The organism is Streptomyces sp. A012304, assembly GCF_026008495.1.
GTDB lineage: Bacteria > Actinomycetota > Actinomycetes > Streptomycetales > Streptomycetaceae > Streptomyces.
This window is the reverse complement of record NZ_BQUN01000041.1, coordinates 44,538-65,237: the sequence shown is the minus strand read 5'-3', so window position 1 is coordinate 65,237 and position 20,700 is coordinate 44,538. Positions and strand designations below refer to the sequence as shown.

Sequence of the window (20,700 nt, the reverse complement as noted above, 5' to 3'; positions counted from 1 at the left end):
CGTGGTGTCCGGATCGCGGCCTCGATCCGGCGTTCCGTCCCGACACAGACTGCCTCGCGCCGTTGTCGTACGCGAGCCGTACTCTGGGGCGCATGCAGAGCGCGCCGGACCGGCAGGAGTACCCCGCCCACTGGGAAGCCGACGTGGTGCTGCGCGACGGCGGCACCGCGCGCATCCGCCCCATCACCGTTGATGACGCCGAGCGCCTGGTCAGCTTCTACGAGCAGGTGTCGGACGAGTCGAAGTACTACCGCTTCTTCGCGCCCTACCCGCGCCTGTCCGCCAAGGACGTCCACCGCTTCACGCACCACGACTTTGTGGACCGGGTGGGACTCGCGGCCACGGTCGGCGGCGAGTTCATCGCCACCGTACGCTATGACCGCATCGGCGCCGACGGCCTGCCCGCCTCCGCGCCCGCCGACGAGGCCGAGGTCGCCTTCCTCGTGCAGGACGCCCACCAGGGCCGTGGCGTGGCCTCCGCGCTCCTGGAGCACATCGCGGCCGTCGCCCGCGAGCGGGGCATCCGCCGGTTCGCCGCCGAGGTCCTCCCCGCCAACACCAAGATGATCAAGGTGTTCACGGACGCCGGGTACACCCAGAAACGCAGCTTCGAGGACGGCGTCGTCCGCCTGGAGTTCGACCTCGAACCCACCGAACGCTCCCTCGCCGTGCAGCGCGCGCGGGAGCAGCGCGCCGAGGCCCACTCGGTACGGCGGCTGCTGATGCCCGGCTCGGTCGCCGTCGTCGGCGCCGGCCGCACACCGGGCGGCGTCGGCCGCAGCGTCCTCGACAACCTCCGGCAGGCCGGCTTCACGGGCCGGCTGTACGCCGTGAACAGGGCGTTCCCCGAGGCCCACAAGGAACTCGACGGCGTGCCCGCCCACCGCTCGATCCGCGACATCGACGCACCCGTCGACGTCGCGGTCGTCGCCGTCCCCGCCGAGCGGGTGCCCGAGGTCGTCGCCGAGTGCGGCGAACACGGCGTGCAAGGCCTCGTCGTGCTCGCCGCCGGCTACGCCGAGAGCGGCCCCGACGGCCGCGAGCGCCAGCGCGAACTCGTCCGCCACGCGCGCGCGTACGGGATGCGGATCATCGGCCCCAACGCCTTCGGGATCATCAACACCTCCCCCGAGGTGCGGCTGAACGCCTCCCTCGCCCCCGAGATGCCACGCCCCGGCCGGATCGGGCTGTTCGCCCAGTCCGGCGCCATCGGCGTCGCCCTGCTGTCCCGGCTGCACCGGCGCGGCGGAGGCGTCACCGGCGTCACCGGCGTGTCGACGTTCGTCTCCTCCGGCAACCGCGCCGACGTCTCCGGCAACGACGTCCTGCAGTACTGGTACGACGACCCCGACACCGACGTCGCCCTCATGTACCTGGAGTCCATCGGCAACCCCCGCAAGTTCACCCGCCTCGCCCGGCGCACCGCGGCGGCCAAGCCGCTCGTGGTGGTCCAGGGCGCCGGTTCCGCACCCCAGGGCCACGCCGTACGGGCGACGCGGCTGCCGCACGCGACGGTGTCCGCGCTGCTGCGGCAGGCCGGGGTGATCCGCGTGGACACCATCACCGAGCTCGTGGACGCGGGCCTGCTCCTCGCCCGCCAGCCGCTGCCGCACGGCCCGCGCGTGGCCATCCTCGGCAACTCCGAGTCGCTCGGCCTGCTCACCTACGACGCGTGCCTGTCCGAGGGGCTGCGCCCCCTGCCACCACTGGACCTGACCACACAGGCGTCCGCCGACGACTTCCACGCGGCGCTGGCCCGCGCCCTGTCCGACGAGACCTGCGACGCCGTGGTGGTGACGGCGATCCCGGCCATCGGAGAGACCTCCCCCGGGGACGCGGAACTGGCCGAGGCCCTGCGCTCGGCCGCGGCCTCCGGCCCCGCCAAGCCGGTGCTCGTGGTCCATGTCGAGCTCGGCGGCCTCGCCCAGGCCCTCTCGGCGGCCACGAGCACCGCACCCCGCGCGCGGAGCACGGCACCGGAGGCCGGCACACCGCCCGTCCCCGCGGCCGGCGCCCCCGCGGAGGGCGCCCACCTCATCCCCGCCTACCCGGCCGCCGAACGCGCCGTCCGCGCCCTCGCCGAGGCCGTCAAGTACGCGCAGTGGCGGCGCGAGGCCGCCGACCCCGGCAAGGTGCCCGAGTACGACGACATCGACGAGAAGGGCGCCGCCGAGCTGATCGGCGGCCTCCTCGCGCGCGGGCAGGGCCTCACCCTCGGTACCGACGAGACCTGCGAGCTGCTCGGCCGCTACGGCGTCCAGGTGCGCCGGGCGATCCCCGCGCCTACCCCCGACGACGCCGCGCGGGCCGCGGACACCCTCGGCTACCCCGTCGCCCTCAAGGCCACCGCCCCCCACCTCAGACACCGCGCCGACCTGGGCGGTGTCCGCCTCGACCTCGCGGACGAGGAGCAACTGCGCCGCTCGTATGCCGAATTGACCGAGCTGTTCGGCACACCGCAGGAGGTGCGCCCGGTCGTCCAGGCGATGGCGCCGCGCGGGGTCGACACCGTCGTGCGCGCGGTCATCGACCCGGCCGCCGGAGCCGTGCTGTCCTTCGGGCTCGCCGGGGCCGCCTCCCAGCTGCTCGGCGACATGGCGCACCGCCTGATCCCGGTCACCGACCGTGAAGCGACCTCCTTGGTCCGCTCCATCCGGACGGCCCCCCTGCTGTTCGGCTGGCGCGGCTCCACGCCCGTGGACACCCCCGCCCTCGAGGAGCTGCTGCTGCGCGTGTCCCGGCTGGTCGACGACCACCCGGAGGTCGTCGCGGTCACCCTGGAACCCGTCGTCGTCGCCCCGCACGGCCTGAGCGTCCTCGGCGCCTCCGTACGCCTCGCGCCCCCACCCGCCCGCGACGACCTCGGCCCGCGCACGCTCCCGGCGTACTGAAGCCGTCGTGACGGGTCCCTCGCAGTCAGTGGGTCCCCGTAGGATGGGCGCCATGGCCAAGACCAGTACGACGACCCAGGGGCTGCGTGCGGCGATCGAGCGCAGCGGCTACTACCCGGCCCTCGTGGCCGAGGCGGTGGAGGCCGCCGTGGGCGGCGAGCCCATCCGGTCGTACCTGGTCCACCAGGAGACCACCTTCGACCAGAACGAGGTGCGCCGGCATGTGACCGTGCTGGTCCTGACCGCCAACCGCTTCATCGTCAGCCACACCGACGAGCAGGCCGCCGACACCACCTCCCCGACCCCCTACGCGACGACGTCCACCGAGTCCGTGAAGCTCGGCCGGATCTCGTCGGTCGTGGTCAGCCGGGTGGTCGCCAACCCGGAGTCCTACGCGCCGGGCACGCTCCCGCGCGAGGTCGTGCTGACCATCGGCTGGGGCGCCGTCTCCCGCATCGACCTGGAGCCGGCCGCCTGCGGCGACCCCAACTGCGACGCCGACCACGGCTACACGGGCAACTCGACGGCGGACGACCTCAGCCTGCGCGTCAGCGAGGCCGGTGACGGCCCGGAGACGGTGCGCCAGGCGCTCGTCTTCGCGCAGTCGCTCTCCGAGGCGACCGCGGATCTGAACCGCTGATGGCTCAGCCCGCCGCCTGGGACACCCCGGAACCCCTGGCCGTCTCCTCCGCACCCGTCCCCGAGTACGGCTCCGGCTCCCTCGCCGACCTGCTGCCCACGCTCGCCGCGGGCATGGGCGTACCCGGCATGACCGCGTCGATCCCGGAGCTCACCCCGGCCGACCGCAACTGTGTCTTCCTCATCGACGGCCTCGGCTGGGAACAGATCAAGGCCCACCCCGAGGAGGCCCCCTACCTGCACGGTCTCCTCCGCACCTCGCGCGGCGGCACCGGACGCCCGCTCACCGCCGGCTATCCCGCGACCACCGCGACCTCCCTCGCCTCCGTCGGCACCGGCCTCCCGCCCGGCGCTCACGGCCTGCCCGGCTACACCGTGCGCAACCCCGACACCGGCGAACTGATGAACCAGCTCCGCTGGCAGCCGTGGACCCCGCCGGGCGCCTGGCAGCCGTACCCCACGGTCTTCCAGCTGGCCGACGCCGCGGGTGTGCATGCCGCGCAGGTGTCCTCGCCCGCCTTCGAGACCACCCCGCTGACCAAGGTGGCGCTCAGCGGCGGAACGTTTTTGGGGCGCCTGACCGGCGAGGAGCGCATGGACCTCGCGGCCGAGCAGCTCGCGGCCGGCGACCGCTCCCTGGTCTACACGTACTACGCCGAACTCGACGGCGCCGGGCACCGCTACGGCCTCGACTCCGACACCTGGCGCGGCCAGCTCATGTACGTCGACCGGCTCGTCCAGCGCCTGGCCGAACAGCTCCCGCCGCGCAGCGCGCTCTATGTCACCGCCGACCACGGCATGGTCGACGTGCCCTTCGACGAACTGCACCGCATCGACTTCGACGAGGACTGGGAGCTGCGCGCCGGGGTCGCCCTGCTCGGCGGCGAGGGCCGCGCCCGCCACGTCTACGCCGTGCCCGGTGCCGAGACCGACGTGCTCACCTGCTGGCGCGAGGTGCTCGGCGAACAGTTCTGGGTGGCCTCGCGGGACGAGGCGATCGCCGCGGGCTGGTTCGGGCCGCCCGGACAGATCGACGAACGCGTGTACGACCGTCTCGGTGATGTGATCGCGGCCGCCCGGGACGACGTCCTGCTCATCGCCTCCGAGCGGGAGCCCAAGGAGTCGTCGATGGTCGGCAACCACGGCTCGATGACCCCTGCCGAGCAGCTCGTCCCCCTGCTCGAAGTACGCTCCTGAAGCCGAAGGCCTCTGTCCTCTTCGCTCCCTCCTCCGCCGAAAGGTGCTCAACTCTCCATGCCCGAGCTGGTGTTCTTCTCCGGAACCATGGACTGCGGGAAGTCGACGCTGGCTCTCCAGATCGAGCACAACCGGTCCGCGCGCGGCCTCGTGGGGATGATCTTCACCCGGGACGACCGCGCGGGCGAGGGCAAGCTCTCCTCCCGCCTCGGCCTGGTCACCGACGCCGTCGAGGTCCAGGACGGACAGGACCTGTACGCCTACCTCGTCGACCACCTCTCCCGGGGCGGCCGCGCGGACTACGTGATCGCGGACGAGGCGCAGTTCCTGGCCGAGGAGCAGATCGACCAGCTCGCGCGCGTGGTCGACGACCTCGACATCGACGTCTACGCCTTCGGCATCACGACCGACTTCCGCTCCAAGCTGTTCCCCGGCTCGCAGCGGCTGGTCGAACTCGCCGACCGCGTCGAGGTGCTCCAGGTCGAGGCCCTGTGCTGGTGCGGCGCCCGCGCCACGCACAACGCCCGCACGGTCGGGGGCTTCATGGTCGTCGAGGGCGCGCAGGTCGTCGTCGGCGACGTCAACCAGGCGGACACCGTCGGCTACGAGGTCCTGTGCCGCCGGCACCACCGGCGCCGTATGACGGCGGCGTCGGCCCGGGCGGCGGCCCTGTCCCCGGACGTGCTGCCGGTGCAGCAGGCCTGAAGCCGCGGCGTCAGCGGCCGCCGAGCAGGGAGAACCGGGCCCCCTCCGGGTCGGCCACGGTGGCCACGCGGCCGCGCGCGCCGTCCCGGGCCGGCCCGAGCACATGCCCGCCGAGCGCGACCACGCGCGCCAGTGCCTCGTCCACGTCGGACACCTGGAAGTACGTCACCCAGTGCGGCCCGCGGTCCCGGGGCAGCGCGGTGCCGACGCCCCGGATGCCGGCGACCGGACGGCCAGCGACCCGCAGCGTCACGTAGTCGCCGTCGGCGCGGACCTCGGCCTCCCGCTCGTGGCCGAACACCGTCTCGTAGAACTTGGCGACGCCGACCGCCTCGAAGGTCAGCAGTTCGTGCCAGGCGGGTGTGCCAGGCACGCCGGTGAGGTCCGTGCCGAGGTGGGCCGCCGCCTGCCAGACACCGAAGACGGCGCCGCAGGGGTCGGAGCCGATCGCCAGACGCCCGGCATCGGCGGCGTCCAGAGGGCCGACCCCGATCGTGCCCCCGCACAGGCGCACCGTTTCGGCGGTGGCGTCGACGTGCTCCGACGCGAGGTAGGGCGTCCAGGCGACGGGGAGATGGCGGTCCGGGGGGAGTTGGCCGAGACCGGCCACCACATGGCCGTCGAGCTCGGCCCGTACGTACGGGCCGAGTTGCCGCGGACCGGGTTGGAAAGTCCAACCGAACAGCTCGCCGTAGAACTCCAGAGTCGCGGTCAAGCCGTGCGCCATCAGACTCACCCAACAGGGTGCACCGGGTGCGTACCGAGTGTGTCCTGCGCCGTTCGGGCCGGCCGACTCCCGTGCCTCGGTCATCGTCACTCTCTCCTCGGCCCCTCGCGGTGGCCGCGTCGCTTCCCCCTCCAGCCCTCGAGCCGATGCTCGCACCGTCGGCGGTACCGCGCGCTCCGGGCGCGGCCGCGGGTGGCCCAGGTCGGAGGACGCCGATCCGCGGTCTCTCGTCCGGGTCCGTTCGATGGCCGACGGATGGCGATCGGCTGTACGGCATGTGCCCGGTCCCGTACTCCATGTGATCGGGTCTGCCCGGCCGAGCAGAGTAGCCGGACATGGACGACGGGGCCACCCCGTGCGCGAGGATGGGGGCATGGACGACGCCATCATCTCCGCATCCGAACTCGCGAGCGACCTGACGGGGCCGAACCCGCCGGTCGTGCTCGACGTCCGCTGGCAGCTCAGCGTGGCGAAGGCGGCAGGGGAGCCGCCCTTCGACGGCCGGGCCGCGTACGCGTCGGGGCACCTCCCCGGCGCCGTGTACGTCGACCTGGACGAGGAACTGGCCGGTGCGCCCGGCCCGTCCGGCCGGCACCCGCTCCCGGACGTGGCCGAGTTCGGCGCCGCGATGCGCCGGGCGGGTGTGTCGGCGGGCCGTCCCGTGGTCGTGTACGACGGCGGGCAGGGCTGGGCGGCGGCCCGCGCGTGGTGGCTGCTGCGCTGGACGGGCCACCCGGACGTGCGGGTCCTCGACGGCGGGCTGCCCGCCTGGCGGGGAGAGCTGTCCGTGGACGTTCCGGCGCCCACCGAGGGCGACTTCGTGCCGGTACCGGGCGCCACGGGCCTTCTCGACGCGGACGGCGCGGCGGCGCTGGCCCGTTCGGGCGTCCTCCTCGACGCGCGGGCGGGGGAGCGCTACCGGGGTGAGGTCGAGCCGATCGACCGGGTCGGCGGGCACATCCCGGGCGCCGTCTCCGCCCCGACGACGGACAACGTGGGCCCGGACGGGCGTTTCCGGCCCGCCGAGGACCTCAACGACCGCTTCAAGGCGCTCGGCACCACCAACGGCACCGAGGTGGGCGTGTACTGCGGTTCGGGCGTCTCCGGAGCCCACGAGGTGCTGGCGCTGGCCGTGGCGGGCATTCCGGCGGCTCTGTACGTCGGCTCGTGGTCGGAGTGGTCGTCGGACCCGTCCCGGCCGGTCGCGGTCGGTCCCGACCCCCAGTGAACCTTCCGCGCTGACATGTTCGGGAGGGCCGCGCCGAACGGACACGGCCCTCCCGTACGTATGAACCGGTGTGCGAACCGATTGCCGCGAACCGGCGGACGCCGGGGGCCGGTTGCCCCGCGGCGGCCTACTCCTGCTTCTTGCGCCGGGTCCCGAACACGATCTCGTCCCAGCTCGGCACTGCCGCGCGGCGGCCCGGCCGGACGCCGTCGGCCTCCGCCTGGCGGTCGGTGGCGCCGATGAGCCGGTCGCGGTGGCTGCTGACGGAGCGCTGCGGCATGAGGACGTCGGCGTAGGCGGATCCGGCGGACGCGGCGGGCGCCGGCGGCTCCTCGGCGGCCGCTTCCTCAGCGGGCTCCTCGACTTCCTCCGACGGGCGTTCGGGGACGACGAGGTCGCCGCGGAAGCTCGGCACCGCCTCCAGCAGGCTGGTCAGCGAGTCCCGCTCACCGGCGCTCTCCTCGGCCGGCTCGGACGCCTGCGCGGGCAGGCTCGGCCGCTCCAGGGCGCGATCCATCGAACGCTCGCGGGGCAGCCGGGCGATGCGGGGGACGAAGGGAAAGCTGGGCTCGGGCGCTGCGAGGTCGTCGGACTCGCCGATCAGCGAGCGCGCCTCGTCGTCGACGGCCTGGACAAGCCGCCGGGGCGGGTCGTAGGTCCAGCTCGCCGAGTGCGGTTCGCCCGCGACCCGGTAGACGAGAAGGACCTCCCAGGTGCCGTCGTCGCGGCGCCAGGAGTCCCACTGGACGGTGTCCTTCTCGGCGCCGCGCAACAGCAGCCGCTCCTGCACTGCCTCGCCGAGCTGCGGCCCCGCGTTCTCACCGGGGCGGCGGACCGGGGTCTTGCGGGCCCGTTCGGCCATGAAGGCCCGCTCGGCCAGTACGGGACCCTCGAAGCGGCGTACGCGATCGACGGGGATGCCGGCCATCTGGGCGACTTCCTCCGCCGTCGCGCCCGCACGTATCCGCGCCTGGATGTCTCGGGGGCGGAGATGGCTCTCCACCTCGATCTCGATCTGGCCGAGGCGGGGACGGTCACCGCGGACGGCGGCGCGCAGACGCTCATCGATCGGAAGCGTGTACTCCGTGCTGTCCGCAGCCTTCAGCACCAGCCGTGTGCCGTCATTCGAGACGGCCACGACACGCAGTTCGGGCATGGGGACCTCCCGGGTGGTGCCTGCCGACGTCACGTGCGTCGCTGCTTCCGCTAGTCGAGTGTGGCCTGCCCGGGTGCAGCCTGCCACAACCTTGCCGAGTTGCCCGGCGTGTCGGGCGCGGGCCCTGGATCGCCGTTATGGCACGGTTACTTCTTCGCCACGCTAAGTGACCAACTGCGTCACCCTGAGCAACAAGTCCCCCTCCTGGCGGTCCAGCTAGGCTCCGGACATCCTGGCGGGAGACCGGGCCCAGGGCTCGCAACAGTACTCCATTTGGGCCACGTGCGTGGATTGGCACGCCGCCCAACTTCCGGCAAGGGGCGGTACTTGGCCGCTCTGCAAGCGATTTCCACGATCTTGAACGTGGCGTACTTCACGCGATGACCAGAAGCGGAACTACCGTTTTCGGTTGTGTGTGCTCTCCCTCACCCGCTCGACGAGCGCGGTGCTGCGGCCGTCGGCTACGGGCCCAGAACCCTCCGCAAGTAGTCGTTCTGGAACCGCCGGTCGGGGTCCAGCCGATCCCGCAGCGCCGTGAACTCCTCGAAGCGCGGGTAGACACCGGCGAAGTACTCCGCGTCGCGCGTGTGCACCTTGCCCCAGTGCGGTCGCCCCTCGTGTGCGACGAAGATGCGCTCGGCGGCGGTGAAGTACTTCTGGTACGGCGTGCCCTTGACCATGTGGACGGCGACGTACGCGCTGTCGCGGCCGGAGGCGGTGGACAGCGTGATGTCGTCGGCGGGCGCGGTGCGCACCTCCACGGGGAAGCTGATCCGCAGGCCCGAGCGCTCGACCATCGCCTTGAGTTCGCGCAGCACCTCGGTCACGGCCTGACGTGGGACGGCGTACTCCATCTCCACGAACCGCACCCGGCGCGGGGAGGTGAAGACCTTGTAAGGGATGTCCGTGTACGTGCGCGCGGACAGGGCCTTGCTGGAGACCTGCGCGATCGTGGGGATCGTCGCGGGCACCGCCCGGCCGACCCACTGGGCCGCCTGGAAGACGCCGTTGGAGAGGAACTCGTCCTCGAACCAGCCCGCGAGCTGTCCCACCGGCCTGCGGGGCCCGGCGCTGCGGTTGTTGCGCTTGGTGTTGGTGCTGCCGGTGTGCGGGAACCAGTAGAACTCGAAGTGCTCGTTCTCGGCCCACAGTTCGTCGAAGTCGGCGAGGACCTTGTCGAACGGCATCGGCTCCTCGCGCGCGTGGAGGAGGAACGCGGGCTCCACGGCGAAGGTGATCGCGGTGACGACGCCGAGCGCGCCGAGGCCTATCCGGGCGGCCGCGAAGACCTCCGGGTTCTCCTTCTCGGAACAAGTGAGGACCGAGCCGTCGGCGGTGACCAGTTCCAGCGCCTTGATCTGGGCGGCGATGGAGCCCGACTCGCGGCCCGTGCCGTGGGTGCCGGTGCTGGTGGCCCCGGAGACCGTCTGCTCCATGATGTCGCCCATGTTGGTGAGCGACAGGCCCTCGCGCGCGAGAGCCACGTTGAGCCTCTTGAGCGGGGTGCCGGCCTCGACCGTGACGGTCATGTTCTCGCGGTCGACGGTGCGTATGCCGGTCAGCAGCTGAGGGCGTATCAGCACACCGTCGGTCGCGGCGATCGAGGTGAAGGAGTGGCCGCTGCCGACCGCCTTGACCTTCAGACCGTCCTCGGCGGCCCGGCGCACGGCCGCCGCGAGTTCCTCCACGGAGGCGGGCGTGACCTCCCGTGCGGGACGGGCGGCGACCGTGCCGCCCCAGTTACGCCACGTGCCGTTCTTCCCGCTCGCTGTGCTGCTCAACGGTGCCTCCACGACCCGGCGCCGGCCTGCTGAGCCGGCGGTACCCCAGGAAACCGACCGCGACCGCGACGGCCCCGGAGATCGCCGGAACCCCGTACCCGGCCCGCGCACCGGCCGCGTCGATGACCCAGCCGGCGAAGGAGGAGCCGAGCGCGACCCCGACCGCGAGCCCGGTGCTCACCCAGGTCATGCCCTCGGTCAGTTGCGCGCGTGGTACGTGCTCTTCGATGAGGGACATCGTCGTGATCATCGTGGGAGCGATGGCGAGACCCGCGACGAAGAGCGCCACGGCCAGAAGCGGCAAGTTTCCGACCAGTAGGAGGGGGATCATACTCACGGCCATCATGCACACGCCCAGCAACCAGCGGCGGCCCGGCGCCCCCTTCGGGCGCAGCAGGCCGAACACCAGGCCCGCGACGCAGGAACCGGCCGCGTAGAGCGCCAGGACGACGCTGGCGGCGCGCTTGTGGCCCTGCTCGTCGGCGAAGGCCACGGTGACCACGTCGACCGCCCCGAAGATCGTCCCGGTCGCGACGAACGTGGCCACCAGGACCTGGAGACCCGGCGAGCGCAGTGCCGTGCCGCCGTCCTGCCGCGCACGCGGGTGCGGCGCGGGCTCGGTCGCCCGTTGCGCGGTCAGCCAGAACACGCCGACGGCGAGGAAACAGGCCGCCAGCAGCGGGCCCGCCTCCGGGAACCACGCGGTGGACAGACCGATGGACATGATGGGGCCGAAGATGAAACACACCTCGTCCACCACGGACTCGAACGAGTAGGCGGTGTGCAGCTGCGGCGTCCCGCGGTACACGGACGCCCAGCGGGCCCGGATCATCGCGCCGAGGCTCGGCACCGAGCCGATGCCGGCGGCGCACACGAACAGCACCCATTCAGGCCAGTCGAAGTGCGCGGCCAGCAGCAGCCCGGCCGACGCGGCCAGCGCGACCAGGGTCGCCGGGCGCAGCACCCTGCGCTGCCCGTACTGGTCCACCAGGCGCGAGATCTGCGGCCCGATCGCCGCGGCCGCCAGCGCGATGGTCGCCGTCAGGGCACCCGCGAGCCCGTAGCGCCCGGTGAGCTGGGAGACCATCGTGACCACGCCGATGCCCATCATCGACAGCGGCATCCGGCCGACGAACCCGGCGGCGGAGAAGGCCTTGGAGCCGGGGGCGGCGAACAGGGCGCGGTACGGGCTGGGCACGGAGGTCTCCGGGGGTCCGGTCACGCGTGCGTGGCGGCTCGGCACGGCGCGAAGGAAGCGGCACTTCAGGGGCTCGGCAGGGCGTGCATGGAGCGCGACAACTCAGGTAAGGCGTGAATACAGCCCATACAGCTTACGGGAACCCTGACGCACCACTCCTGTGGCTTTTCGAGCGGGCGGCTTCCCCTCGCCCCGTCCGTCCGGCACCCCGCCGTTACCCGGCTGTCAGTGCCGGGTGGCAGGATCGAGACATGCCAGACGCGCTCGATGCCACCCCCTACGACGCCTTGCTCCTGCTCTCCTTCGGCGGCCCGGAGGGCCCGGACGACGTGGTCCCGTTCCTGGAGAACGTGACGCGTGGGCGCGGCATCCCCAAGGAACGCCTCAAGGAAGTCGGTCAGCACTACTTCCTCTTCGGCGGGGTCAGCCCCATCAACGACCAGAACCGCGCCCTGCTGGACGCCCTGCGCAAGGACTTCGCCGACCACGGCCTGGACCTGCCGATCTACTGGGGCAACCGCAACTGGGCCCCGTACCTGACGGACACGCTGCGCGAGATGGTCACCGACGGCCGCCGCCGCGTCCTCGTCCTCGCGACCAGCGCCTACGCCTCGTACTCCGGCTGCCGTCAGTACCGTGAGAACCTCGCCGACGCGCTGGCCGCCCTGGAGAGCGAGGGGCTTCAGCCGCCGAGGATCGACAAGCTGCGGCACTACTTCAACCACCCGGGCTTCCTGGAGCCCATGATCGACGGCGTGGTCCGGTCCTTGGCCGACCTCCCCGAGGACGTCCGCGAAGGTGCCCACATCGCCTTCACGACCCACTCCATCCCGACGTCCGCCGCCGACACCTCCGGCCCGGTGGAGGACCACGGCGACGGCGGGGCGTACGTCAGGCAGCACCTGGACGTGGCGCGACTGATCGCCGACGCCGTCCGCGAGCGCACCGGCGTCGACCACCCCTGGCAACTCGTCTACCAGTCCCGCTCGGGCGCTCCGCACATCCCGTGGCTGGAGCCCGACATCTGCGACCACCTGGAGGAGCGGCACGCGGCCGGCGTCCCGGCCGTCGTGATGGCGCCCATCGGCTTCGTCTCCGACCACATGGAGGTCCTCTACGACCTCGACACCGAGGCCACCGCCAAGGCCGGGGAGCTGGGCCTGCCGGTGCGCCGTTCCGCCACCGTCGGGGCCGACCCGCGCTTCGCCGCCGCCGTCCGCGACCTCGTCCTGGAGCGCGCCGCGGCCGAGAGCGGCCGGGCCGTCACCCCGTGCGCCCTGGGCGCGCTCGGCCCGAGCCACGACCTCTGCCCGGTCGGCTGCTGCCCCGCCCGTGCCCCCCGGCCCGCCGCCGCGGGCGCCGACAGCCCCTACGCGTGAGGAGCGCCGTGACCGACCCCCTGCACAAGGACCTGCTGGAACTCGCCCAGGAGGCCGCCCGCCGGGCCGGTGAGCTGCTGCGCGACGGCCGCCCGGCCGACCTCGCGGTCGCCGCCACCAAGTCGAGCCCGATCGACGTGGTGACCGAGATGGACATCGCCGCGGAGAAGCTGATCACCGGCCTGATCTCCGAGCACCGACCCGACGACGGCTTCCTCGGCGAGGAGGGCGCCTCCAGCGAGGGCAGCAGCGGCGTGCGCTGGGTGATCGACCCGCTCGACGGCACGGTGAACTACCTCTACGGGCTGCCCACCTGGGCCGTCTCCATCGCGGCCGAACAGGACGGCGAGACCGTCGTCGGGGTGGTCGCGATCCCGATGCGCGGCGAGACGTATCACGCCGTGCGCGGCGGCGGCGCGCGGGCGACCGGTGCCTGGGCGGGCGAGCGCGTCCTCGCCTGCCGGCCGACGGCACCGCTCGAGCAGGCCCTGGTCTCCACCGGCTTCAACTACGTCACCGAGGTCCGCACCCACCAGGCCGAGGTCGCGGCCCGGCTGATTCCGCTGGTGCGCGACATCCGGCGCGCGGGGTCGGCCGCGGCCGACCTGTGCGACGTGGCGGCCGGCCGTCTCGACGGCTACTACGAGCGCGGTCTGCACCCCTGGGACCTCGCCGCAGGCGACCTGATCGCCCGGGAGGCGGGCGCGCTGACCGGTGGACGCCCCGGAGAGCGCCCCTCACGCGATCTGGCGATCGCGGCCACCCCGGGCGTCTTCGAGCCCCTCCAGCGGTTGCTGGAGGACTTCGGCGCCTGGCACGACTGAGTCTGCTCCCGGACACACGAGGGCCCCGGCGCTGGATTCGCCGGGGCCCTCGCGTCGCGTGCGCGAACCGCTCAGACGCTCGTCGCGCCGACCTCCACACCGTGCTCGGCGGCGAGGCGGCGCAGGTCGTCGAGCTCGCCCTGCTCCACCTCGACGAGGAAGTCGTCGCCCTCGTCGCGAGCCCGCGTCAGGTCGGACTCGGTCGCCCTTATGCGCTGCAGAAGTCCTGCGGTGAATGCGTCCATGCTGCGCCCCCTCGTCCTGGGTCGTGGGTCGATGGCACGGGGGTGTGCCAGTTGGAAGGGGCGATCACGTCTCCTGTGGGTGCCCAGCGCTGCCCAGGCCGGGCGGCGACGGTGCCGGACACCCACGCCCACTCTGCGGAAAGCGGAACGCTGAGTACCACATGGTGCTGTGGTCCATGCAGAGCGTGATCGCGGGGTGTAAAGCCGTCCTCCCCTCGCTCCCTCCCACGGAAACCTCAACCGGACGAGAAAAATTCGCATGCCCGGGCTGCACACCCGTCCTTCATGCCGCCCTCACCCGCCTTACCGCCGACTTATGGCCGAAAAGGGCAGGATGGAGGTCAACACACTCACCACGACCCCTGCCCGCGTGCGCCCCGAGCACTACGCGGGTGGACACAGGAAGGACAGCGACGTGCGCGTACTCGTCGTCGAGGACGAGCAGCTGCTCGCCGATGCGGTGGCCACCGGACTGCGCCGGGAGGCCATGGCCGTCGACGTCGTGTACGACGGTGCGGCCGCCCTGGAACGCATCGGCGTCAACGACTACGACGTGGTCGTCCTCGACCGCGACCTCCCGCTGGTGCACGGCGACGACGTCTGCCGCAAGATCGTCGAACTCGGCATGCCCACGCGCGTGCTGATGCTGACGGCCTCCGGCGACGTCAGCGACCGTGTCGAAGGCCTGGAGATCGGCGCCGACGACTATCTCCCCAAGCCCTTCGCCTTCAGCGAGCTCATCGCACGCGTGCGTGCCCTCGGCCGGCGCACCAGCGTGCCCCTGCCGCCCGTCCTGGAGCGCGCCGGCATCAAGCTCGACCCCAACCGCCGCGAGGTCTTCCGCGACGGCAAGGAGGTCCAGCTCGCGCCCAAGGAGTTCGCCGTCCTGGAGGTGCTGATGCGCAGCGAGGGCGCCGTCGTCTCCGCCGAGCAGCTCCTGGAGAAGGCGTGGGACGAGAACACCGACCCGTTCACCAACGTCGTGCGGGTGACCGTCATGACGCTGCGCCGCAAGCTCGGCGAACCGCCGGTGATCGTCACCGTGCCCGGCTCCGGTTACCGGATCTGATCCCCGTGGCCTCCACACCCGCGCCTCCCCAGGCACCCCCGAAACCCACCTGGGACCCGAGAAGGGCGCAGCCCCCGTTCCCGTGGCTGCGCCCGACCATCCGCATACGGCTCACCCTGCTGTACGGCGGCATGTTCCTGATCGCCGGCATCCTGCTGCTGTCGATCATCTACCTGCTCGCCGCCCAGGCGGTGAACACGGGCAACACACCGCTGTACAAGATCGTGAGCGGTACCGACATCAGTGTCGCCAGCGACAACTGCCCGGCCATCAACAACACGAGCGGCTTGACGCTCACGCAGTTCAACGCGGCGATCAGCGACTGCATCGACCATCAGCGCCAGGCCGTCCTCGACGACCTGCTCAGCCGCTCGCTCCTGGCCCTCCTCGGCCTCGCCGTGATCGCCTTCGCCTTCGGCTACGCGATGGCGGGCCGCGTGCTGTCCCCGCTCGGCCGGATCACGCGCACCGCGCGCGCGGTGGCGGGCTCGGACCTGTCCCGCCGTATCGAGCTGGACGGCCCGGACGACGAGCTGAAGGAGCTGGCCGACACCTTCGACGACATGCTGGAGCGGCTGCAGCGCGCCTTCACCGCCCAGCAGCGCTTCGTGGGCAACGCCTCGCACGAGCTGAGAACACCGCTCGCGATCAACCGCACGCTGCTCGAAGTGCACCTCTCGGACCCGAACGCGCCGATGGAGCTGCAACAGCTCGGCAAGACGCTGCTGGCCACCAACGAGCGCAGCGAGCAGCTCGTGGAGGGCCTGCTGCTGCTCGCCCGCAGCGACAACCAGATCGTCGAGCGCAAGCCGGTCGACCTCGCCGAGGTCGCCGGGCAGGCCATCGACCAGGTGCACGGCGAGGCCGAGGCCAAGGGCGTGGAGATCCGCGGCAGACGCGACTCGGCCATCGTCCAGGGCAACGGCGTGCTGCTGGAGCGCATCGCCCTGAACCTGGTGCAGAACGCGGTGCGCTACAACGTTCCGGAGGACGGCTGGGTCGAGGTCACCACCGAGTTGCAGCACGGGCAGGCCATCCTCGTCGTGTCGAACACCGGACCGGTGGTCCCGGCGTACGAGATCGACAACCTCTTCGAACCGTTCCGGCGGCTGCGCACGGAGCGCACGGGAAGCGACAAGGGTGTCGGGCTCGGGCTGTCCATCGTGCGGTCGGTGGCCCGGGCGCACGGCGGCCATATCGTGGCCCAGCCGCGCGAGGGAGGGGGGCTCGTGATGCGGGTCGCTCTGCCTCTCTGAGATCATGTCGCCGACACACGCGGGCTTGTTCGCTTTGCGCGGAATTTTCAGGCCACCCAAGCTGCTTTCCCGTGTGTGATCGATCACAGGGGCGAATTTCCGGCCATCTACTCTCCGTGATCATGGATGCCTGCGGAAAGCCCGGAAAATCCGGGTTTTCGGGGGTCGTGATCACGGGAAGTACACGGTGAGGCGCCTTTGAAGTGCAGCATTCGGACCGTGTACGGTCCCGATCGCCATCCAACACGATCACCCGTGAGGAGTCCGGTTGGGTGTCGATTGAGTAACAGACCTTGATGTGAGGCAAAATCTCCGCCTCGAGGCGGGCACAAGTCCGGCCTCTCACGCGTTACGTGCGCTGGAGACACCGCAGACACCCAGAGGGGGAGAGGCGAAATGGCAACCGATTACGACACCCCACGCAAGACCGACGACGATGTCGACTCCGACAGCCTTGAAGAGCTGAAGGCCAGGCGGAACGACAAGTCCGCCTCCGCGGTGGACGTCGACGAGTTCGAGGCCGCGGAGGGCCTGGAACTGCCCGGCGCCGACCTCTCCAACGAGGAGCTGGCGGTCCGGGTACTTCCCAAGCAGCAGGACGAGTTCACGTGCATGAGCTGCTTCCTGGTGCACCACCGCAGCCAGCTGGCCCGCGAGAAGAACGGCCAGCCGATCTGCCGCGACTGCGACTGAGGCGGGGTCGGCCGTGACTGGCTCGACCCCTCCTCGGAAGCGCCGTTTCCCCCCGCGGGGAGCGGACAAGGGGCCGTCCGACGGCCCTCACGGCGTGCGTGACGACGAGCGAGGTCCATCCGGCACGGACGTGGTTCCGGCGGGATCGGCCTCGCTCGATGCGACGGGGGACCGGGGTGACCTCCCGGCTCCGGCACCGGGCGGCACGCCCGTCGCCAGGCGACGGGCGGCCGCGATCCGGGACAAGGCCGTGGACCTGGCCAGGGAAGGCGCCCGCAAGGGCGGTGACCGCGCCAGAGAGGGCGTCCGCTGGGGCGGTGAGCGCGCCAGGGAAGGCGTCCGCAAGGGCGGTGAGCGTGCCAGGGCGGGCCTGGCGCACCTGGCCGACCGGATCATCGAGATCGCCCCCAGGATCCCCGTACGGGACCTGCAGACGTTGCGCCGGCAGTTCCCCGGCCTCGGGCCGGAGCAGCTCGCCGACAGGCTCGTGGCGGGCGCGGCGAACGCCACCTCCACGGTGGGGGCGGGCGTCGGCGCGGCGGCCATGCTTCCCGTGCCGCCGGCGATGCCGGCCGAGATCGCCGCCGAGATCACCGGCGTGGCCGCGATCGAGCTGAAGCTGATCGCCGAACTGCACGAGGTGTACGGCGTGCGCCCGCCGGGGAACATCGTGGATCGCAGTACCGCCTATCTGCGTTCCTGGTCGGGCGAGCGCGGCATCGACGTGCACAAACCCGGCTCGCTCAACTCCGCGCTGGGCGGCCAGATGAAACGCGAGTTGCGCCAGCAGATCATGAAGCGCATGGTCCGCGACCTGCCGAACCTGATGCCGTTCCTGGTGGGCGCCGCGGTGGGCGCGGTGATGAACCGGCGCGACACCAAGAAACTGGCCGCGAAGATCCGGACCGACCTGCGCGGAATGCAGGTGCCGTGGGACGCGCTGCCCGCGCTGCCACCGCTGGAGAAACCGGAGAACCCGCTGCCCATCGGGGAGAACCGCGAAGAACTCGGCGAGAAGCGCAAAGAACTCGGGCACCACGAAGAACCCGGGAAGAACCCCGAGGAACTCGGGGACTGAGAGACGGACTCGGGGACGAGGCGGAGTCGGTGACCGAGGGGAACTCGGGGATCGAGGGCGGGGGCCGTCGTCGGTTGCGCCTCCCGCCGGTTATGCCTCCTGCGCGCGCTGGGCCTTCTCCCGTGCCGTCCGCAGCGCCTCGGCCAGCCGCGCTGGCTCCCGAGTCGACAGATACAGGTACGGCGTCGGGTCCTGCGGGTCGGTGACCTCTACCCGGACCGCCGTGGGGATGTAGGCGCGCAGCAGCAGGAAGGCGCGGGTGTCGGCCTTGTACGTGCGCCAGGCGCGCGCCTCCTCGACGTCCAGGATCTCCGCCTCGCCCAGCGCCGTGACCGGGATCTTCGCCTCGCCCGCGATCAGGGAGTCGCCCACGACGCGGATGCGGACCGAGCCGTAGGAGCTGGCCATGACAGCAGCCGCGGCGGTGCCGCCGACCAGGCCGCCGAGCGACGGCAGGGTGCCGAAGGGCAGCAGGATCAGGGCCATGGAGACGCCGACGAGGAACGACACGAACCACCACGAGCGGGGCGCGGTCAGGCGTTCTTCGTAAGGGGTGGCGGAGAGCTGCATGGAATCAAGCTTGGCATGGTGTCCGGACAGGGCCGACGCGCGGGTAAGGTCTGCGGCTGTGAGTGGTACTTCCGCAGCTCTTCAGCCTCCGGCCGACGCCGTGAAACCGGTGCGGCACCCCGACGCTCCCGCGCCCGGCGAGCTTCTCGGTGCCCACTACGAACAGTGTTTCGGGTGTGGGGGCGCGCAGCCGCACGGGCTGCACCTGGAGGCGCGGGCCGGCGAAGGGGTCCGCGTCACCGCCGAGTTCACGGTACAGCCCGCCCACCAGGGGGCGCCCGGGCTGGCTCACGGCGGGGTCCTGACCAGCGCGCTCGACGAGACGCTCGGCTCACTGAACTGGCTGCTGCGGACGATCGCCGTCACCGGACGGCTCGAGACCGACTTCGTGCGGCCGGTGCCCGTCGGCGCCACGCTGCATCTGGAGGCCGAGGTGACGGCGGTGGCCGGACGGAAGATCTACTCGACCGCCACCGGGCGGATCGACGGCCCCGACGGGCCCGTCGCGATCCGCGCGGACGCCCTCTTCATCGAGGTCGAGGTCCAGCACTTCGTTCACCACGGCCGTGAGGACGAGATCAAGGCCGCCATGGACGACCCGGACCAGGTCCGGCGCGTCCGTGCCTTCGAGGTGAACCCGTGAGCCGTCTTCCCGTGGACGTCCTGATTCGCCGCGTCGACCCGGACGTACCGCTTCCGGTGTACGCGCACCCCGGTGACGCGGGGGCCGATCTGCGGACCACCGAGGCGTGCGAACTGGCGCCGGGGGAGCGGGCCGTACTGCCCACGGGCGTGTCCATCGCGCTGCCCGAGGGGTACGCGGCCTTCGTGCACCCTCGTTCGGGGCTCGCCGCCCGGTGCGGTGTGGCCCTCGTGAATGCCCCGGGGACGGTTGATGCCGGGTACCGTGGGGAGATCAAGGTGATCGTGGTGAATCTCGACCCGCGCGAGTCCGTGCGGTTCGAGCGCTTCGACCGGATTGCCCAACTGGTCGTCCAGCAGGTCGAGAGGGTCCGCTTCCAGGAGGTCGCGGAGCTTCCCGGCTCGGCGCGGGCCGAAGGGGGCTTCGGGTCCACCGGTGGCCACGCGGCGGTGGACGGCGGGGGCGGCACAAGCGGTCAGGCCGCCGTAGGCGGCGCGACGGGTGGGAATCGATACGCTTCGGTCGTATCCGACCGGGAAGGACAGTGACGTGTTCGGACGTCGCAAGAAGAAGGGTGCCGCCGAGGACGCGGCCGGCGAGGCCGAGCAGGTCGTCGACAGTGTCGACACTGAGGCGGACGAGGAAGAGGGCACGCGCGAGCGTGTGAGGCTCGAGCCCGAGCCGCGGCCCGACGGGCCCTGGGACAGCTCGGAGGTGCGCGAGCCCGGTGAGGGCCGCGTGGACCTGGGCGGGCTCTTCGTGCCCGGCGTCGACGGCATGGAGCTGCGGGTCGAGGTCGCGGGCGACGCGATCGTCGCCGCCACCGTGGTGCTGCGCGACAGCGCCATCCAGCTGCAGGCCTTCGCCGCGCCCAAGCGCGAGGGCATCTGGGGCGAGGTGCGCGAGGAGATCGGCTCCGGCATCACCCAGCAGGGTGGCATCGTCGACGAGGTCGAGGGCCCGCTGGGCTGGGAGCTGCGGGCCCAGGTGCCGGTGCAGTTGCCGGACGGCACGGGCGGGTTCCACGTCGTGCGGTTCGTCGGTGTGGACGGTCCGCGCTGGTTCCTGCGGGGTGTGATCTCGGGCCAGGGCGCGGTACAGCCGCAGGCGGCCGGTCTGCTGGAGCAGATCTTCCGGGACACGGTCGTGGTGCGCGGCGACGGCCCGATGGCCCCGCGCGACCCGATCGTCCTCAAGCTGCCGAACGACGCCCAGATGGTCCCCGAGGGGGTCCAGCAGGAGGAGGCCGGATCCCGTTTCTCCGGCGGCATGGGGCAGTTGCAGCGCGGACCGGAGATCACCGAGGTCCGCTGAGCACTGCCCGGTAGGGACGGTTCGCGCGCTGCGGGCCGTCCCCCACGGTCGGTTCGCGAGCTGTGGGTCGTCCATCGCGGGTCGGCCCACCAGCCGCAGGCCGTCCG

20 protein-coding genes are annotated in these 20,700 nt (G+C 72.0%); 14 read left to right on the top strand and 6 right to left on the bottom strand.

Annotation, left to right across the window (positions count from 1 at the left end):
- The first annotated feature begins 92 nt into the window (after nucleotides 1-92).
- From ALMP_RS10570 to ALMP_RS10555, 4 genes are read left to right on the top strand one after another with little or no spacing between them, the layout of a single operon-like run.
- Nucleotides 93-2,891 carry a bifunctional GNAT family N-acetyltransferase/acetate--CoA ligase family protein gene (locus ALMP_RS10570; protein WP_264926293.1) on the top strand — a complete coding sequence of 933 codons (2,799 nt, stop codon included), beginning with the start codon at nucleotides 93-95 and terminating at the stop codon, nucleotides 2,889-2,891.
- Nucleotides 2,892-2,934: 43 nt separating this feature from the next.
- Nucleotides 2,935-3,531 (top strand): DUF5998 family protein, encoded by a 597-nt coding sequence (locus ALMP_RS10565; RefSeq protein ID WP_264926400.1) that lies wholly within the window; start codon nucleotides 2,935-2,937, stop codon nucleotides 3,529-3,531.
- On the top strand, nucleotides 3,531-4,727 hold the full coding sequence (locus tag ALMP_RS10560; protein ID WP_264926291.1) for an alkaline phosphatase family protein: 1,197 nt from the start codon (nucleotides 3,531-3,533) through the stop codon (nucleotides 4,725-4,727). Before ALMP_RS10565 ends, ALMP_RS10560 begins: the two co-directional genes overlap by 1 nt.
- Nucleotides 4,728-4,784: 57 nt before the next feature.
- Complete coding sequence (locus tag ALMP_RS10555; RefSeq protein WP_264926289.1) at nucleotides 4,785-5,432, top strand: thymidine kinase; 648 nt, start codon at nucleotides 4,785-4,787, stop codon at nucleotides 5,430-5,432.
- Nucleotides 5,433-5,442: 10 nt separating this feature from the next.
- Here ALMP_RS10555 and ALMP_RS10550 read toward each other — a convergent pair whose 3' ends face one another.
- On the bottom strand, nucleotides 5,443-6,243 hold the full coding sequence (locus ALMP_RS10550) for a VOC family protein (protein WP_264926287.1): 801 nt from the start codon (nucleotides 6,241-6,243) through the stop codon (nucleotides 5,443-5,445).
- A 289-nt stretch (nucleotides 6,244-6,532) separates the two neighbouring features.
- On the opposite strand from ALMP_RS10550, the gene ALMP_RS10545 reads away from it, so the two are divergent.
- A complete protein-coding gene (locus tag ALMP_RS10545) occupies nucleotides 6,533-7,387 on the top strand; it encodes a sulfurtransferase (RefSeq protein WP_264926285.1) in 855 nt (284 codons plus the stop codon).
- Between the two features lie 127 nt (nucleotides 7,388-7,514).
- On the opposite strand, the gene sepH is transcribed toward ALMP_RS10545, so the two are convergent.
- From sepH to ALMP_RS10530, 3 genes are all read right to left on the bottom strand, one after another.
- Nucleotides 7,515-8,543, bottom strand: a complete 1,029-nt coding sequence (gene sepH / locus ALMP_RS10540; protein WP_264926283.1) for a septation protein SepH — start codon at nucleotides 8,541-8,543, stop codon at nucleotides 7,515-7,517.
- A gap of 461 nt (nucleotides 8,544-9,004) precedes the next feature.
- Complete coding sequence (locus ALMP_RS10535) at nucleotides 9,005-10,324, bottom strand: D-arabinono-1,4-lactone oxidase (RefSeq protein WP_264926281.1); 1,320 nt, start codon at nucleotides 10,322-10,324, stop codon at nucleotides 9,005-9,007.
- Nucleotides 10,284-11,522: an MFS transporter gene (locus ALMP_RS10530; RefSeq protein ID WP_264926279.1), complete on the bottom strand. Its 1,239-nt coding sequence runs from the start codon at nucleotides 11,520-11,522 to the stop codon at nucleotides 10,284-10,286. The genes ALMP_RS10535 and ALMP_RS10530 overlap by 41 nt, the downstream gene beginning before the upstream one ends.
- A gap of 251 nt (nucleotides 11,523-11,773) precedes the next feature.
- Between ALMP_RS10530 and ALMP_RS10525 the strand changes: the two genes are divergently transcribed.
- Both ALMP_RS10525 and ALMP_RS10520 read left to right on the top strand, forming a co-directional pair.
- The gene (locus ALMP_RS10525; protein ID WP_264926276.1) at nucleotides 11,774-12,901 is read left to right on the top strand and encodes a ferrochelatase; all 1,128 of its coding nucleotides are present in this window, start codon (nucleotides 11,774-11,776) and stop codon (nucleotides 12,899-12,901) included.
- An 8-nt stretch (nucleotides 12,902-12,909) separates the two neighbouring features.
- Nucleotides 12,910-13,725 carry an inositol monophosphatase family protein gene (locus ALMP_RS10520; protein ID WP_264926274.1) on the top strand — a complete coding sequence of 272 codons (816 nt, stop codon included), beginning with the start codon at nucleotides 12,910-12,912 and terminating at the stop codon, nucleotides 13,723-13,725.
- Between the two features lie 71 nt (nucleotides 13,726-13,796).
- Here ALMP_RS10520 and ALMP_RS10515 read toward each other — a convergent pair whose 3' ends face one another.
- A complete protein-coding gene (locus ALMP_RS10515) occupies nucleotides 13,797-13,970 on the bottom strand; it encodes a hypothetical protein (protein ID WP_167358903.1) in 174 nt (57 codons plus the stop codon).
- A gap of 415 nt (nucleotides 13,971-14,385) precedes the next feature.
- Here ALMP_RS10515 and ALMP_RS10510 point away from each other — a divergent pair, with 415 nt between their 5' ends.
- The 4 genes from ALMP_RS10510 (at nucleotide 14,386) to ALMP_RS10495 (ending at nucleotide 18,066) form a co-directional block, all read left to right on the top strand.
- Nucleotides 14,386-15,039, top strand: a complete 654-nt coding sequence (locus tag ALMP_RS10510) for a response regulator transcription factor (protein WP_003993508.1) — start codon at nucleotides 14,386-14,388, stop codon at nucleotides 15,037-15,039.
- A gap of 5 nt (nucleotides 15,040-15,044) precedes the next feature.
- Complete coding sequence (locus tag ALMP_RS10505; RefSeq protein ID WP_264926243.1) at nucleotides 15,045-16,295, top strand: HAMP domain-containing sensor histidine kinase; 1,251 nt, start codon at nucleotides 15,045-15,047, stop codon at nucleotides 16,293-16,295.
- 396 nt (nucleotides 16,296-16,691) lie between these two features.
- Complete coding sequence (locus ALMP_RS10500; protein ID WP_003993510.1) at nucleotides 16,692-16,988, top strand: DUF4193 domain-containing protein; 297 nt, start codon at nucleotides 16,692-16,694, stop codon at nucleotides 16,986-16,988.
- Between the two features lie 13 nt (nucleotides 16,989-17,001).
- A complete protein-coding gene (locus ALMP_RS10495) occupies nucleotides 17,002-18,066 on the top strand; it encodes a hypothetical protein (RefSeq protein ID WP_264926146.1) in 1,065 nt (354 codons plus the stop codon).
- 90 nt (nucleotides 18,067-18,156) lie between these two features.
- Here ALMP_RS10495 and ALMP_RS10490 read toward each other — a convergent pair whose 3' ends face one another.
- Nucleotides 18,157-18,636 carry a DUF3093 domain-containing protein gene (locus tag ALMP_RS10490; RefSeq protein ID WP_264926144.1) on the bottom strand — a complete coding sequence of 160 codons (480 nt, stop codon included), beginning with the start codon at nucleotides 18,634-18,636 and terminating at the stop codon, nucleotides 18,157-18,159.
- 58 nt (nucleotides 18,637-18,694) lie between these two features.
- Between ALMP_RS10490 and ALMP_RS10485 the strand changes: the two genes are divergently transcribed.
- From ALMP_RS10485 to ALMP_RS10475, 3 genes are read left to right on the top strand one after another with little or no spacing between them, the layout of a single operon-like run.
- Nucleotides 18,695-19,279, top strand: coding sequence for a PaaI family thioesterase (locus ALMP_RS10485; protein ID WP_264926143.1), 585 nt, complete (start codon nucleotides 18,695-18,697; stop codon nucleotides 19,277-19,279).
- Nucleotides 19,276-19,827: a dUTP diphosphatase gene (dut, locus tag ALMP_RS10480; RefSeq protein ID WP_264926142.1), complete on the top strand. Its 552-nt coding sequence runs from the start codon at nucleotides 19,276-19,278 to the stop codon at nucleotides 19,825-19,827. The genes ALMP_RS10485 and dut overlap by 4 nt, the downstream gene beginning before the upstream one ends.
- Nucleotide 19,828: 1 nt before the next feature.
- Nucleotides 19,829-20,593 carry a DUF3710 domain-containing protein gene (locus tag ALMP_RS10475; protein WP_264926140.1) on the top strand — a complete coding sequence of 255 codons (765 nt, stop codon included), beginning with the start codon at nucleotides 19,829-19,831 and terminating at the stop codon, nucleotides 20,591-20,593.
- The last annotated feature ends 107 nt before the right edge of the window (nucleotides 20,594-20,700 follow it).